This window comes from Bacillus sp. S/N-304-OC-R1, assembly GCF_019749375.1.
Lineage (GTDB): Bacteria > Bacillota > Bacilli > Bacillales > Cytobacillaceae > Cytobacillus.
In genome coordinates, this window is sequence record NZ_JACWFE010000001.1 from 649,676 (window position 1) to 664,026 (window position 14,351).

15 protein-coding genes are annotated in these 14,351 nt (G+C 35.9%); 5 read left to right on the top strand and 10 right to left on the bottom strand.

All coding sequences use genetic code 11. The annotated features are described in order from the left end of the window. Positions 1-74: 74 nt before the first annotated feature. From H0173_RS03205 to H0173_RS03215, 3 genes are all read right to left on the bottom strand, one after another. Positions 75-3,149: an efflux RND transporter permease subunit gene (locus tag H0173_RS03205; RefSeq protein ID WP_221844463.1), complete on the bottom strand. Its 3,075-nt coding sequence runs from the start codon at positions 3,147-3,149 to the stop codon at positions 75-77. A 148-nt stretch (positions 3,150-3,297) separates the two neighbouring features. Next, on the bottom strand, positions 3,298-4,677 hold the full coding sequence (gene nhaC, locus H0173_RS03210; RefSeq protein WP_221844464.1) for a Na+/H+ antiporter NhaC: 1,380 nt from the start codon (positions 4,675-4,677) through the stop codon (positions 3,298-3,300). A 256-nt stretch (positions 4,678-4,933) separates the two neighbouring features. Next, positions 4,934-6,514 (bottom strand): peptide chain release factor 3, encoded by a 1,581-nt coding sequence (locus tag H0173_RS03215; protein ID WP_221844465.1) that lies wholly within the window; start codon positions 6,512-6,514, stop codon positions 4,934-4,936. Between the two features lie 193 nt (positions 6,515-6,707). Between H0173_RS03215 and H0173_RS03220 the strand changes: the two genes are divergently transcribed. Then, the gene (locus H0173_RS03220) at positions 6,708-7,583 is read left to right on the top strand and encodes a metal-dependent hydrolase (RefSeq protein WP_221844466.1); all 876 of its coding nucleotides are present in this window, start codon (positions 6,708-6,710) and stop codon (positions 7,581-7,583) included. Between the two features lie 73 nt (positions 7,584-7,656). Further along, positions 7,657-8,055 carry a YkvA family protein gene (locus H0173_RS03225; RefSeq protein WP_221844467.1) on the top strand — a complete coding sequence of 133 codons (399 nt, stop codon included), beginning with the start codon at positions 7,657-7,659 and terminating at the stop codon, positions 8,053-8,055. Between the two features lie 103 nt (positions 8,056-8,158). On the opposite strand, the gene H0173_RS03230 is transcribed toward H0173_RS03225, so the two are convergent. From H0173_RS03230 to H0173_RS03250, 5 genes are all read right to left on the bottom strand, one after another. Next, positions 8,159-8,761 carry a cell wall hydrolase gene (locus H0173_RS03230; protein ID WP_221844468.1) on the bottom strand — a complete coding sequence of 201 codons (603 nt, stop codon included), beginning with the start codon at positions 8,759-8,761 and terminating at the stop codon, positions 8,159-8,161. Positions 8,762-8,985: 224 nt separating this feature from the next. Continuing rightward, complete coding sequence (locus tag H0173_RS03235; RefSeq protein WP_221844469.1) at positions 8,986-9,123, bottom strand: YjcZ family sporulation protein; 138 nt, start codon at positions 9,121-9,123, stop codon at positions 8,986-8,988. Positions 9,124-9,153: 30 nt separating this feature from the next. Continuing rightward, positions 9,154-9,261, bottom strand: coding sequence for a YjcZ family sporulation protein (locus H0173_RS03240; RefSeq protein WP_221844470.1), 108 nt, complete (start codon positions 9,259-9,261; stop codon positions 9,154-9,156). A 178-nt stretch (positions 9,262-9,439) separates the two neighbouring features. Beyond that, complete coding sequence (locus tag H0173_RS03245; protein WP_221844471.1) at positions 9,440-10,963, bottom strand: flotillin lipid rafts scaffold protein FloT; 1,524 nt, start codon at positions 10,961-10,963, stop codon at positions 9,440-9,442. Between the two features lie 15 nt (positions 10,964-10,978). After that, positions 10,979-11,503: an NfeD family membrane protein gene (locus H0173_RS03250; RefSeq protein WP_483862190.1), complete on the bottom strand. Its 525-nt coding sequence runs from the start codon at positions 11,501-11,503 to the stop codon at positions 10,979-10,981. 338 nt (positions 11,504-11,841) lie between these two features. Here H0173_RS03250 and H0173_RS03255 point away from each other — a divergent pair, with 338 nt between their 5' ends. Then, positions 11,842-12,147 (top strand): hypothetical protein, encoded by a 306-nt coding sequence (locus tag H0173_RS03255; protein ID WP_221844473.1) that lies wholly within the window; start codon positions 11,842-11,844, stop codon positions 12,145-12,147. A 69-nt stretch (positions 12,148-12,216) separates the two neighbouring features. Here the strand turns inward: H0173_RS03255 and H0173_RS03260 are convergent, their stop codons facing one another. Together H0173_RS03260 and H0173_RS03265 are read right to left on the bottom strand one after the other, a co-directional pair. Beyond that, on the bottom strand, positions 12,217-12,462 hold the full coding sequence (locus H0173_RS03260) for a spore coat protein (protein WP_221844811.1): 246 nt from the start codon (positions 12,460-12,462) through the stop codon (positions 12,217-12,219). 144 nt (positions 12,463-12,606) lie between these two features. Next, the gene (locus tag H0173_RS03265; RefSeq protein WP_221844474.1) at positions 12,607-13,341 is read right to left on the bottom strand and encodes a protein-glutamine gamma-glutamyltransferase; all 735 of its coding nucleotides are present in this window, start codon (positions 13,339-13,341) and stop codon (positions 12,607-12,609) included. Between the two features lie 164 nt (positions 13,342-13,505). Between H0173_RS03265 and H0173_RS03270 the strand changes: the two genes are divergently transcribed. Then, complete coding sequence (locus H0173_RS03270; RefSeq protein ID WP_221844819.1) at positions 13,506-13,742, top strand: helix-turn-helix domain-containing protein; 237 nt, start codon at positions 13,506-13,508, stop codon at positions 13,740-13,742. 408 nt (positions 13,743-14,150) lie between these two features. Next, positions 14,151-14,342 (top strand): alpha/beta-type small acid-soluble spore protein, encoded by a 192-nt coding sequence (locus H0173_RS03275; RefSeq protein ID WP_221844475.1) that lies wholly within the window; start codon positions 14,151-14,153, stop codon positions 14,340-14,342. Positions 14,343-14,351: the final 9 nt, after the last annotated feature.

A 14,351-nucleotide genomic window follows, 5' to 3' on the forward strand; every position in this document is an offset into this window, starting at 1 on the left:
CCTTTTTTCTACATTATTCGACAAATTTAATAAATAGCCCCTCATTAGAACAGAGGCGGTAAGACTTATATTTATTATGTGATTTTATTTATTGCCTTTATTTTAGTATCCCTATCAAATAAACTATACACAACCGGAATCACAAATAAAGTTAAAAAAGTACTGCTAAGTAATCCTCCAATAACTGTAAGTCCCATTGGCTGATTGATTTCAGTTCCTTCTCCAATTCCAAGTGCAAGTGGAATCAGCCCAAGAATGGTCGTTAAAGCAGTCATTAAAATAGGGCGAGCACGATCTTTAACGGACGAAATAATCGCATCATAGGTTAGGACTCCGTTCAGCTTACGCTGGTTAATATAATCAACAATAACAATCGCATTATTTACAACAATACCAGCGAGGACAATAATTCCAATAATCACCGTTATTCCTATAGGTGTTCTTGTTGAGGTTAAGGCTATTGAAACCCCAATAACCATTAATGGAACCGTAAACATGATTACAAATGGGTATTTCAATGATTCGAACTGAGCCGCCATTACAAGATATACAAATACGATAGCCAAAACAAAAGCCATAATCATTTCATCAATGGATGACTCTAGTAACTCCCTTTCTCCACTGAAAACAATCTCCGTATCCTCCGGCAAACCCAATTTTGCAATCTTTTTGTCTACTGCTTTAGAAATTGATCCTAAATTTGTTGTGGATTTATATTTTAATGTAAATTGGACAGCGTTTTGCCCATTAATGCGCTGAATTCTAACTGGCCCTTCTCCGAGTTCAATATCAGCTACTTGGTGGAGTTCAATATAACTTCCGTCAGTTTTTTTAATAAGTAAGGTTTTTAATTTATCAAGGTTCTGCGTAACAATTCCATCATATTCTACAAAAACACTATAAATATTCGACTGCTCATCAATCATTTGTGTTGCCCGGTTTCCCCGAGTTGCATCATTGACTGTCCTCGCTATTTGTGCAGGAACGAGTCCATGCTGTAATGCTTTTTCACGATCAACCGTAATTTGAACTTCTTCCACCTTATTCATGAGATCTGTTGACAATTCAGTTACATCAGCTAAGTCATTTATCGCTTTATAAATTTTTTCAACGCTCTTATTTAGCCTTGCTTTATCCGTATCCCTTACACTAAAGGTCAATGTATTGGGAGATGAACCTGAAGAAGACTGTAGACTAAATGAAATTTCGGCACTATGATTAGCCTTTTTTGCAGCATTTTCTAATTTATTCTTTACGTTATCGACAAATTCAAACGTTGATTTTTCTCTTTGATTCAATTCCTTCATTTTCACATATAATTCTGCAATATTTGCATTTTTTGAACCACGAAACGAACCTTCTTGGGTAGTACCAATTAAGCTGACAAATGTCTCTACATCCCTTTCCCCTTCTAGTTCCTTCTCCATTGCCGCTATCACTTTTTCTGTTTCCGTTAAGGCGGACCCATTTTCTAATTTGATCCGAACACTAAAGAAGCCTTCATCTGAATTCGGCAAAAACTGGGTACCCACTGTCGTTAACCCATACAATCCCGCTCCAAGAAGGATGATTGCTCCGAGAAGGACTGCAGCCCGATGTTTTAGTGACCATTCTATAGATTTTTCAAGTAGTTTCATCCAGCTTGATTGCTGTCTTATTACCTCCAAATTTTCCTTTGGTGCTTTTAGCAGTCGGCTTGCTAACATCGGCACAACTGTAAGAGCTACAATTAAAGATGCAAACAGACTAAATGAAATCGTTAAAGCAAATTCAGTAAAAAGCTCTCCTATTAGACCTGTTATAAAAACAACAGGCAGAAATACAGCTACAGTAGTTAGTGTGGACGCTGTGATTGCTGCTCCGACCTCTTTTGCACCATCTATTGCAGCAGTCCGCGAATCCTTTCCCATCGATAAATGACGATAAATATTTTCAATTACTACGATCGCATTATCTACAAGCATGCCAATGCCTAGGGCCAATCCGCCTAATGTCATAATATTTAGGGTGAAATTGGAAAAATACATTAATACAAATGTAAAAATAACAGAATAGGGAATCGAGATTCCTATTATCAATGGGCTTTTTATATTTCGCAGGAAGAAAAAAAGTACTCCCATTGCAAAAAGTCCACCAAGAATCAAAGAATTGAATATGTTTCCAATTGCTAATCCAATAAAATCACCTTGATCAAACAAAATATCATACTGAATTTGTTTATATTTTTCTTTTTCAAGGAGCTTATTTAGATGATTTTTAAATTCTTTCGAAACTTCCGCAGTATTTGCATCTGATTTCTGCAATACACTAAGCAGTACAGATGGTGATTGATTCGTTCTTGTTATCGTCCGATCATCCTGATTAACAAGCTCCACCTTGCTAATATCTGATAGAAGGATCTTTTCCCCATTCATTGGATTAATGGAAACGGTAAGATTTTTCAATGTATCAATGGAATCTATTGTACTTATTATTCTTGTCGTAAGTTCCTTCCCATTTGTTAAAATCATATCCCCAGGTAAGGAAATATTATTAGCTTGAATAATATTCACTGCATCTTCCTGACTTAAATTAACCTCCTGTAACTTATTCTGATCAAGCTCTACTCGAACTTCCTTAATTGCTGTTCCAGAGAGGTTAACACTTGCTACTCCATTTACCTTAGTTAGTTCAAGCTTTAACTGATCTGCAATTTGCCTTAAAGTGTGTGTTTCATTTTCAGAGCTTAATGATAATTGGATAATAGGAAATTGTGCCGGGTCAAACTTAAGAAACCTAGGCCTGTCTGCACCATCCGGCATTGGGGTTTGATCTATGCGCTGTATGACTTCATTTTGAATTTCGTCAATATTGGTCGTCCAAGAAAACTGCATTAAGATGAAATTGGCACTCTCTTGTGAAGAGCTTGTCATCGTTTTAATACCTGGGAGCGTAGCAAGATTGGCTTCCAATGGCTTTGTCACTTTTTCAACTACCTCCACAGGACTTGCCCCGGGATATGTAGTAACAATGACCCCTACAGGCGGGTTAATGTCAGGAATAAGCTTCATAGGTATATTTAGTAATGAAACAATTCCTAATATTAGAATTAAAAACATTGTTACCAATGTGAAAATAGGTCTATTTATTGCGAAATAACTAATTTTCAATAATATATCTCCCTTCATCTAACTACTATATTTAGTTAACTTTAACTTAATATACCAGTACGACCCAACTAAATGAAAGCAGATATCGCGATGCAAGCATATACCAAAACAAAAAAAGTGAGAAAGGAGCTAAATTCAAGCTGCCTTCTCACTTTTTTGTAATTGTAAAGCCCGTCATACCATAAATGACCGTTAATATTGGAGATAATAAGCAAAAGAACGTAAATGGTAAATAATTGATCGTTTCAACCCCTAATACGCCTGTTAGAAAAACACCGCAAACTCCCCATGGTACTAGTGGATTTATCACTGTGCCTGCATCCTCAAGAACTCTGGAGAGATTCCTTGGATGTAAACTAGCCTTATCATATGACTCCTGATAAGCATTCCCTGTGAGTAAAATTGAAAGATACTGCTCTCCAAGAAGAAAATTGATGCCGATAGCTGTTCCGGCAGTTGAGGTAATTAATGCCGGTACACTATTCAAATATTTCTTCATTCCTTCTAACAATGCAGGCAATATACCTAATTTAAATAACAGTCCCCCCATTGAAAGAGCTAATAGGACTAGAGAAATGGAGAACATCATGCTTTCCATTCCTCCTCTTGTTAATAATGAGTCAACTTCCTGCACTCCAGTATCCGATTTAAACCCAAAGTATAAAAGGTTCATCATTTTTTCCAGACCAAAATTCTTTTGAACAAAAAAACTAATCAATAATGCAGACAAAATACTAGCAGATAAAGTCGTAATGGCTGAAACCTTCTTTATTGCTAAATAGGCCAAAATTAAAAATGGAGCTAGGGAGTACCAATGAACATACTCTTCTTTAACTAATGTCTCCTTGAGTAGAACAAGGTTTGAAAAATTGGCCGCTGCCTCTCCAGGAGAGAAAATAGCAAAAAGGAAGAACGAAATAATAAATGCAGGAATTGTAGTAAGAGCCATGTTTCTAATATGGTCAAATAAATCAACTTTCACAATCATAGATGCCAAGTTCGTTGTATCAGAAAGAGGAGACATCTTATCCCCGAAAAATGCACCTGATATAACTGCTCCAGCTGTCAGTGCTTCTGATAATCCTAGTGCAGAGGACACACTCATAAATGCAACCCCAATCGTTGCTGCAGTAGTTAAAGAACTCCCTATACTCAAACCAATAATGGAAGAAACAGCAAAAGCAATCGCATAGAAAAATTTACCGTTAACAACATCTAACGCCATATAAATAAAAGTAGGAATGGTTCCGCTAGCCATCCAGCTGCTTATAAGCATGCCAATAAAGAAAAATATAAATACTGCTCCAAGGCCGGTTTTGGCTCCACTCGTTAATCCATCTTCTAATTCTTTAATACTAATTTTTTTATAGAGCCCAAATCCTATTAAACACATGATTGCCAATACAATCGGTATATGTGGTACTACTCCTGCAAATATAATGGCAGAGCTGATTCCACCTAATAGAAAAAGGGTAATAACAAATGCCTCAATAGGCTTAAGAGTAATATTTGATTGTATTTTTTCCATGTTTACTTTTCTCCTTATTGCCTAAGGCAATTGCAGTTCACTAAAATAATAAACTATTACACTTAGACGCTTTTTAGTATTAAAGCGCTAATTTATGATATTACTATAATATTAATATATATTTATGTCAAGAAAAGCATTGATTAACCTATTATATTTATTAATTTCGCTTTTGTTTGAAAACTCCAATAAATTATATCAAAATAAAAACGGCTTCTTTTGTTAGAAGCCGCTTCAACTATGTTTCTTCATATAATTAATGCTCTGAATCCATTGGATTGTATAATTTCACGTCTGGATTTTTTTCTTGGAACCAACGAAGAGCAAAATCATTTTCGAATAAAAAGACATTTTTATCAAATCGGTCATGAACGAGAAGACTTCTTGAGCTTGAAAGATTTTCATTTACATTATCGCCATCTACCCAACGGACAATTTTCGAACCGATTCTTTCCATTATCACTTCAGTATTATATTCATTTTTCATGCGGTGTTCAAACACTTCGAATTGTAGCTGTCCAACTGCTCCAAGCAGTAATTCATCTGTTTTAACTGTTTTATATAGCTGAATTGCTCCTTCTTGTACGAGCTGCCCGATACCTTTATGAAAATGCTTTTGTTTCATTACATTCTTCGCATACACTTTTACAAAAAGCTCTGGTGTAAATTGCGGAAGACGCTCAAAATGGAAATTATCCTTACCTGAGGTTAAGGTATCACCAATTTGGTATGTTCCGGTATCATATATTCCAATGATGTCTCCGCTGACTGCTTCATCAACTGTACTTCTATCGTCTGCCATAAATTGTGTTGACTGAGCCAGTTTTATTTGTTTTCCTAGTCTAGGGATATTAACAGACATTCCACGCTCAAATTTCCCTGAACATATTCTTAAAAAGGCAATCCGGTCACGGTGTGCAGGATTCATATTCGCTTGGATTTTGAAAATAAAGCCTGAAAAGTTTTCAGATAAAGGATCAATTTCTCCAGCTGTTGAATTACGTGCTTGTGGCGGTGGTGCAAACTGCAGATAAGACTCTAAAAAAGTTTGCACTCCAAAATTTGTTAATGCACTGCCGAAGAAAACAGGTGTAAGCTCCCCCTTTTTCACTCTTTCAAGAGAAAACTCATTGCCAGCCTCATTTAGCAGCATAATTTCTTCGAGTGTCTGTTCATAAAGACCTGATGTCTTAATCGTATGGTTCCCATCAATTTCGCCATCTTCATTTAATGGAATGAAGCGATCCTTTTCCTCGACACGGAATTGTTCGATCCGTTTATTAAAACGGTCATAAATACCAAGGAATTCTTTGCCCATACCGATTGGCCAATTCATAGGATAAGACTCAATTCCCATAACCTCTTCAAGCTCAGCAAGCAGCTCTAAAGGAGCTCTTCCTTGGCGATCTAGCTTATTGATAAAAGTAAAAATGGGTATTCCTCTCATTCGGCAAACTTTAAAAAGCTTTAATGTTTGCTCTTCAATCCCCTTCGCAGAGTCAATAATCATAACCGCACTGTCCACTGCTGTTAATGTTCGATACGTATCTTCACTAAAATCTTGGTGCCCAGGGGTGTCAAGAATATTAACTCTAGCCCCATTGTAGTCAAACTGCATGACACTCGATGTAACTGAGATTCCCCGCTGCTTCTCTATTTCCATCCAGTCACTAGTAGCATATTTACCGGTTTTCTTTCCTTTTACAGTTCCCGCATCCCGAATGGCACCACCGAACAGAAGGAGCTTCTCTGTTAAAGTTGTTTTCCCTGCATCAGGGTGAGAAATAATCGCAAACGTTCTGCGTGATTGTACTTCTTCTTGAAATTTATTACCCATGTTATTTCCTCGCTGACTCTCAAATTTAATCATACCTTTAATTTTATCATTTAAGAAAAACAGAATGCAATACTGCATATTCCCATTAAGCTTAACTATTTTTGGAATCGTTTAAAATAGCTTTGCAGGAAGATTATGACTATAATAAAGGTAAGTTTTTGCCCATTTGCATCATATGCTGGAGGTGATTATGATGGATTCGATTACACATACTTTATTCGGGCTCGCATTGTATGGAGCTATTGATAAAAAAAATTTAGATAATAGCCATAAAAAGGCGTATCTTGTGACTGCCGTCGGTGCAAGTTTAATTCCGGATATTGATGTCATATCCAGGTTCTGGGATACTGAAGGTCTTTATCAAATGTGGCATCGAGGGATTACCCATTCTGTATACTTAACCCCCATATGGGCACTTCTATTTTTTCTTATTTTCCTATTCATTTTTAAAGTGAAAGATATTAAATTATTTTTCCTCGGCTGGCTCGCTGTATTTATACATGATACGAGCGACTTGTTTAATGCATGGGGAACAGGTTATTTAGAGCCCTTCTCTTCAAAAAGAATTACATTTGGAACGATCCCTATTGTTGATTTAGTTTTCTGGACAATTTTAGGAACAGCTTATTTCTTTTCAAGACGCAACAAAAAAAAGGGCCCATATTATTTTAAGCTTGCATGGGCATTTATTGCTATACATCTTATTGTACAAACGTCACAGGGGTACATCATTTATAAACAATATGACGGCCATTATGACCAAATAGCACTCTCTGCCGGTTTTATTCCATGGACCTTTTCGGTTATTACAAAAAAGGATCAGGATGTAACAATATTTAAAGACAATGTTTTTCAAGAAAGAAAAGTGCAATATGTCCTCAAGTCTGCTGAGGGTGCTGATTTAAATGCATTATTTAAACAAAAACCAGAAGCAAAAACACTCTATGAGTGGGCTCCTTTCGTTGTTCTCGTAAACGACGAAAAAGTCTTCGGATTGTACGATCCTCGTTTCTATCGCAATGGTCAATCATTTCTATTTGAATATATCGAGAAAAACACAAAAAGATGAGGCAAAAATTCCTCATCTTTTTATTATGAAGGGCAGATTATAAATATTAATAATTTCAAAGAAGGTGAACAAAATGAAAGAGGACATCAAGCTAGGCTATAAAAAATTTGAATCTACTGCATACAAATATGCCCAAAATCCCCAAAAAACCGATAAATTACTTAAGAAAACAATGAAAAAGGCAGCAAGAAACAGAGGAACTTTAAAAGACATATGGAAAAATCTCCAGCTTCTAATGGATTTAATGAAATCCTGGTCTAAAGGGGAGTACAAGGATGTTTCCAAAAAATCTATCGTATTTATCATTGCGTCCATATTATATTTTATATCTCCAATTGATTTAGTACCTGATTTTCTTATTGGAATAGGAATCGTAGATGATGCTGCAGTTCTTGGATATGCCATTAAACAGATATCAGGGGAACTCGAAAAGTATGAGTCATGGAAGGAAAAGAGGCATAAGGAAGTTTAAATTTAAAACGAAAAAATTAAGCAAGGGGTGACCCTTTTTAATATGAATGACTTGAATGTGAATTTTTCGGTTATTATTAGAATTGAGTCACCCTCTTGTTGTCTTACTTAGCGAATCTGTGATTCCCAATGACAGTCGTTACAGTCCTTGATCTTAACCAAGTGCTGCTCGTTTCATCAGGATTAAAGAAAAATACTGACTGATCACCTTGTCCTTTTAGAGCTAAAGCTTCCATCACCGCTTTTTTTGAATCATTATCAGCAGGCTCATTAATAGCTCCATTATCGACAGGCTGGAATTGTCTTTTTTGATAAATGACATTTTTTATATCATCCGGGAATCTCTTATCATCGACACGATTCAAAACAACTAAAGCAACAGCAACTTTTCCAGCATGCGGCTCTCCTTTAGCCTCTGCATGAACAAGTCTAGTTAATAAGTCCTTTTCGCTGTTTGTAATCGTTTTTGGCAAAATTAGTTTTTGTCCAGGATGTATCGTATTAGATTTTAAATAATTTCCTTTCTTTAATTCCAGTTCTGATACTCCGTGTTTCACTCCAATTTTAAAAAGGGAATCACCCTTTTGAACCGTATAAATTTGAACATGATCTAATGTTTCCGCATAAATGCGATTTTCTTTCGATTGGATAAATTGGAGTGAGAGCATCATGACTGCAGCAAGAATGGCTGTTGCTAGCTTTTTCATTATATCTCCTCCCTTTTTAATAGGTTTTGCAAGTTACGTGATCAACATGTACTACCGTAACATAGAATATTTATTGTCACCACACCTTAATTATTTCCATGGAATGTAAGGAAAGTTATAGTAAGAATTTCTAACAGGAATATTAAGATGCATTATTCATTCATCAATTAAAAAATGAGAAAATAAAAAAAGCAAGAGAGTTTTCGCTCTCTTGCCCCCTTTTATTACCATCTAAAACAAGCTGCACCAACAATGATCAGCAGGATGAACAGGACAACAATTAAAGCAAAGCCGCCTCCAAATCCTACGCCGCCATATCCATAGCCACAACCGCCATAACCATAGCCGCCATATCCAAACATGAAATCATCTCCCCTCTTATTTATGATTTATTAGTAGAAACCGCCATATCCCCAAGATGCACCAATAATTATTAAAAGGATAAACAAGACAACAAGTAGAGCGAAGCCTCCACCGTATCCAACAGCTCCATCTGCCATTTTCAAATACCTCCTTTGTTTGATTCCATATATCCTATTCAATTTATCCATTTTGTGCGATAGACGAATGCACAATTTTTGGGTACTAACACCAGAAATTTATTTCATTTATCGAATATATTCCATAAACAATAAAAAAACAGTGATCAAAATTCGATCACTGCTAAATCATGGAGTCTTATTCAGCTTCAGCATCCTTCTGGTTCTTTATTTCATTTGTTAACTCATTTACACTTTGACGTATATTTCCCTTCCCAGAAAAGTTCTCAATTAATTCTTTCACATCAATGCCTGAGGAAGCTTTTAAACTTTCTTGCATGGTTGACATTAAGTTGGTGGCATACCCGGTAATTTTATTAGCACCGCCATTTTTTCCATCACTGCCAGTATCAACAACGGTAATCTTATCAATATTCGAAAGTGGAGCAGCAACTTCCTTAGCGTATTCAGGAAGCATTTTTAATACCATATCCATAATAGCTGCATGGCCATATTGTTCGAAAGCCTCGGCTATCTTACGTTTTGCTTCAGCTTCTGCAAGTCCTTTCAGGCGGATAATTTCTGCTTCTGCCTCCCCTTGCGCACGCTGTGATTCAGCTTTTGCCAAACCGTCTACCCGGACACGTTCTGCTTCAGCACGGGCTTGAGCTTCAATTAAATATTTATTTGCATCCGCTTCTGCCATTTGCCTTTTCTTATTTGCTTCTGCTGCCTGCTCTACTGCATAGCGATCAGCATCAGCTTTTTTCTTCACCTCTGAATCATATTGCCGTTCTCTTCTTAAGATTTCTTTTTCTTCTAATTCAATTTGCTTTTGACGTTCAATAATCTTAATTTGCATTTCCTGCTCTGTTACCTCTTGTTTAGCACGTGCCGTTTCTAAATCATATGCTTGGTCAGCGCGAGCTTTTGCAATATCCTGCTCTCTGCGATAATCTGCCATTTTCATTTGATTTTCTTTTTCTGCTTCAGCTATTTCTGTTGCTCTCTCTAATTCAGCCTTTTGCGCATCTTTATCTGCTTCTGCCCTTTTAATCCGCGTTTCCTTCTCTGCTTCGGCTGTTGCAATATCAGCATCACGCTTTACTTGAGCAATTCTCGGCTTTCCTAGGGAATCTAAATAGCCATTCTTATCTCGTACATCTTTTATCGTGAAAGATACAATAACAAGTCCCATTTTCGCAAGGTCTTGTGATGCGACCCTTTGTACCTCTTGGGAAAACTTATCACGATTTTTATAAATTTCTTCTACTGTCATAGAACCAAGAATCGATCTTAAATGTCCTTCAAGAACCTCTTTCGCTTCATTTTCTCGGTCTTCCTTAGATTTACCGAGGAACTGTTCTGCAGCTGTAGCAATTTCACCTATTGAACCGCCAATTTTGATAATGGCTGTACCATCAGCCATTACAGGAACGCCCTGTTCTGTATAAACCTCTGGTGTTGAAACCTCTAATTTACTTGATAGTAAACTTAACGGCTCAGCCTGCTGGAACACAGGGAGTACAAAAGTACCGCCTCCGCGGATAATTTTTATCTTGTTCCCTGATTCATCAACATGTACATTTTTACTGCCAAGATAGCTGCCGGTTACAATTAATGCTTCGTCTGGGCCAGCCGTTTTATATTTTGAGATAAAAACTCCTAATAAAGCAATTAATAAAAATGCTACAATTCCAATAACAATCCAAATCGTGAGCATATACTCTCCCCCAATCTAATATTGTTTATGTGGTACTACATAAATTACTCCATTTTTTACATCAATCACTAAAACCTGTTTTCCTTCCTCTATATTTTTATTTTCGAAGCTAGCGGCAGGTTTTGAAATCCTTCCACTTATGCTTTCAATCAAAACCTCCCCAAATCCATTTTCAGGGATTGGGATAATGACATTCCCTAATCTCCCTTTTAAAGAATCCTCTGTATATACAAGTGACTCTTCAGACTTTGATAAAGGAATTAGGACAAAAACATTTAACAAAGTATCCAATATGATCGAAAAAATTGCTGCAATGACCAAAATGAGAAAACTATTAAGGGCAGTTAGTGCCTCTAATAAGTAGCCAATAGATGATAAGAAGGTTAAAAATGCAAGAATTAAAACAGGATTAAGAAAATTAGTACCTTCCGATAATCCTTCAACGACATCGCCAAAAAATAAATATAAGATAATTAAGCTGCCGGAAATGATCAGGGTATATAAATAAATAGTCTGAATGCCAATTCCAAATAACTCAATCATCACACTGGTCCTTTCCTAAATTTACTATTTATCATTGTGTATTTAACCTGATATACATTGCTTAATGGCCCTTTAAGATTAAGACCTTCCTTAATGGAATATCTCCTAAAAATAAATAGTTTCATAGCCATATGCCCCCCTTTAATATATGTATTTTCAAGCTCACTTCTATTTACGGATTACATAAGAAAATGTTTCAATTTTTGAAAAAATTTATAATTTTAACTTTAAGCGTAAACATTCATGATTAGCCTGTTTTAGTCATCAACTAAATTCTGCGAGCATACGATACTTTGAAGATTAATCTTAATTTTTTTGGAGGTACAAACGAAGAAATGTCCAGGTCTGAAAAGTATTCATTAAAATCATCACGCTTCATTAAAAAACGATACTTTCTTGCTCCTATTTTATTTATAGCTATTATTGCTGGGTTATATTATTATTCTAAAAGCTTAATAATAATTGAAGCTCCTAAAAAAGAACTTGGTGAAAAAATCATTATTGAATTGCCTTCTGGAGACCAGATTTTCACTTATGAGAACTTAATCGTGAATGAGGATGGAAGGCTTTATTATAAAGGCGAGAGAAACGAGCTCGATCTGACAGGCGGAATTGTTCTGTATGAAGATTGGGAAGACTGATGAAAAGGGATAGCCCCAGAAGCTTTAAATGAGTTCTGCTGAGTCTATCCCATAAAGTTTAATTTTGTATTAATACCAATATCCATATGGATATGGGGGATAATAATATGGATATGGATAGCTAAAGCCATATCCTAAAGCTGAGCCTAGAGCTAAACCTCCTAAAAATGGAAGTCCAAAGCCACCGAAGCCAAAGCCGAAAGGTCTGCCAAAACCAAAACCAAATGGCCTTCCAAATCCAAAGCCTGGTCTGCCAAAGCCAAATGGACGGATTCTTTCCTCATTATAATCTACAGAATGTGGGACTACATTCATATTCAACCTTACCCCTCCTCAAATTTTTGTGCCCATTAAATAGTATTCAATCGAATGCCTAAATTCTTGGGTTAACACCTAAGCGAGGAAGTTTTCTTAAATGTTTCTTTATAAAGAACTGATAAAAACATAACCACACATTCTTTAATAGTAACTAGACTTGGCAAATTGAGATAAATATTTATAGTTAAGTCTGCTGTGCTGGGAAATTAGGTATGCAGATGTATTCGCTTTTTCCTTTCTAAGTGTATTTAGTGCTTTAATCATATCTTCCTTTGTTTTTATCCCAATTCCATGACCAAAAAATAAATCATTTCCTAGAAATACTGCATTTTCTCCCATCCATACTGGATGATTAAAATCTGGATTGTAGAAGTAAACGACATCTCCCGGGATAAAGTTACTCCCTTTTTCAGTTATAATACTTAGGTCTCGATCATAGTTCCAGTCCCAAACTAGCAGCCTTTGAAATAATGTATTGAAATAACTTAATGAAATCGATTGAAGAACTGCCTTATAATAAATAATGATAATAGCAGTGGAGCATTCAAAAGCATATTCATTACCATTTTCAAATACATCATTTATTGCATCCGAAGGCTGTATTAATGGGTTGAGTAAATAACCATATTTGATTTTCGTCCAAATTTTCGGGTTAAATTTTGAGGTTTGAAAAGGAGCAAACTTGACAGTACTTTTACTGAGCTCTTTTGCTGCATTAATGATATTCTCTCTTAATTGAATATCAAAGAAGAATTCTTGAATTGTATCATAATGATGAACCTCAGAACTGTTCTCCAAGGAGAAATAAATCTCTTTCTGAGTACCTTGAAATTTACTATTAAGAGGAGCTTGACTATACCCTTGCAGATAGATCATTTCAATCCCTCCTTTCTAGATAGAACTATTCAGTAAGAAGGAAAAAAATGTTTCAGGAACATAATTTTTCATATCTATTCAATATAATTTACTTTACAAAGTAAAGGTTTCAAGGTAATTTATTAAAATAATATGATTTTTAGATTGGAGGTATGAACATGAGAATGGATAAAGAAATTATTAAATTTATTCGTAAAAGCTATGAAATGAATCAAAGGGATTTTGCAAAGATTGTAAGCTGCAGCTTTTCACTTATCGCTTTAGTGGAGGTAGGAAAGCGAAGGGTTACAGCAGACTTAGAAAATAAAATAAAAGCAGCCTTTGATTTAGATGACCAGCAAATTCAGTCCATTGCTTCACTTGTATCGGAAATTAGTAAGGGTGTACCTCCATTTATGTAATTACCGCTATTAGCATATATATTTTATAAACTCACCTTCAGCTGCATGACTTGGACTTTAGCTTAGGCTAAATCGGTGTCACTTCTCAAATCCTACATATTTTTAGGGAAGCATTACCATAAATAAAGGAGTTATGTCCCCTACATTTCCATATGCTTATTATTTCAATCATGATGCTCCTAGAGCATTCGGCTCTTCAATGCCGTTTCCGATGGAGCAATCCTTTATTCAATGAATTCTCATACTTCTGACTTTAAACATATTACTTCTATAACCGTTTAATTCCCCCCTATATTCTACCATGAGGCTCATCCAATTTTGACCAAATGAATTAACTGAATTACGTTCGGTTACATTAATAATGAGCAATTTTATTTGCTCAAATTATCGTGGTGGGAGTGATGTATCATGGCTAGAAACAAACTTTTGGTTCCAGGTGCTGAAAATGTATTGGAGCAAATGAAGTACGAAATCGCCAACGAGTTTGGAGTTCAACTTGGTGCAGATACGACCGCACGAGCAAATGGATCTGTCGGCGGTGAAATGACAAAACGTCTTGTAGCCATGGGACAGGAACAATTGAAAAATCAGCAAGGATAATAATCGTAC

What these genes read in the sequence shown, in the direction of transcription:
- H0173_RS03230 (WP_221844468.1), bottom strand. Translation starts at nt 8,761, where the DNA reads ATGAAAAAGCTAGCAACAGCCATTCTTGCTGCAGTCATGATGCTCTCA.
- H0173_RS03255 (WP_221844473.1), top strand. Translation starts at nt 11,842, where the DNA reads ATGTCCAGGTCTGAAAAGTATTCATTAAAATCATCACGCTTCATTAAA.
- H0173_RS03235 (WP_221844469.1), bottom strand. Translation starts at nt 9,123, where the DNA reads ATGTTTGGATATGGCGGCTATGGTTATGGCGGTTGTGGCTATGGATAT.
- H0173_RS03245 (WP_221844471.1), bottom strand. Translation starts at nt 10,963, where the DNA reads ATGCTCACGATTTGGATTGTTATTGGAATTGTAGCATTTTTATTAATT.
- H0173_RS03225 (WP_221844467.1), top strand. Translation starts at nt 7,657, where the DNA reads ATGAAAGAGGACATCAAGCTAGGCTATAAAAAATTTGAATCTACTGCA.
- H0173_RS03270 (WP_221844819.1), top strand. Translation starts at nt 13,506, where the DNA reads ATGGATAAAGAAATTATTAAATTTATTCGTAAAAGCTATGAAATGAAT.
- H0173_RS03220 (WP_221844466.1), top strand. Translation starts at nt 6,708, where the DNA reads ATGGATTCGATTACACATACTTTATTCGGGCTCGCATTGTATGGAGCT.
- nhaC (WP_221844464.1), bottom strand. Translation starts at nt 4,677, where the DNA reads ATGGAAAAAATACAATCAAATATTACTCTTAAGCCTATTGAGGCATTT.
- H0173_RS03260 (WP_221844811.1), bottom strand. Translation starts at nt 12,462, where the DNA reads ATGAATGTAGTCCCACATTCTGTAGATTATAATGAGGAAAGAATCCGT.
- H0173_RS03240 (WP_221844470.1), bottom strand. Translation starts at nt 9,261, where the DNA reads ATGGCAGATGGAGCTGTTGGATACGGTGGAGGCTTCGCTCTACTTGTT.
- H0173_RS03215 (WP_221844465.1), bottom strand. Translation starts at nt 6,514, where the DNA reads ATGGGTAATAAATTTCAAGAAGAAGTACAATCACGCAGAACGTTTGCG.
- H0173_RS03275 (WP_221844475.1), top strand. Translation starts at nt 14,151, where the DNA reads ATGGCTAGAAACAAACTTTTGGTTCCAGGTGCTGAAAATGTATTGGAG.
- H0173_RS03265 (WP_221844474.1), bottom strand. Translation starts at nt 13,341, where the DNA reads ATGATCTATCTGCAAGGGTATAGTCAAGCTCCTCTTAATAGTAAATTT.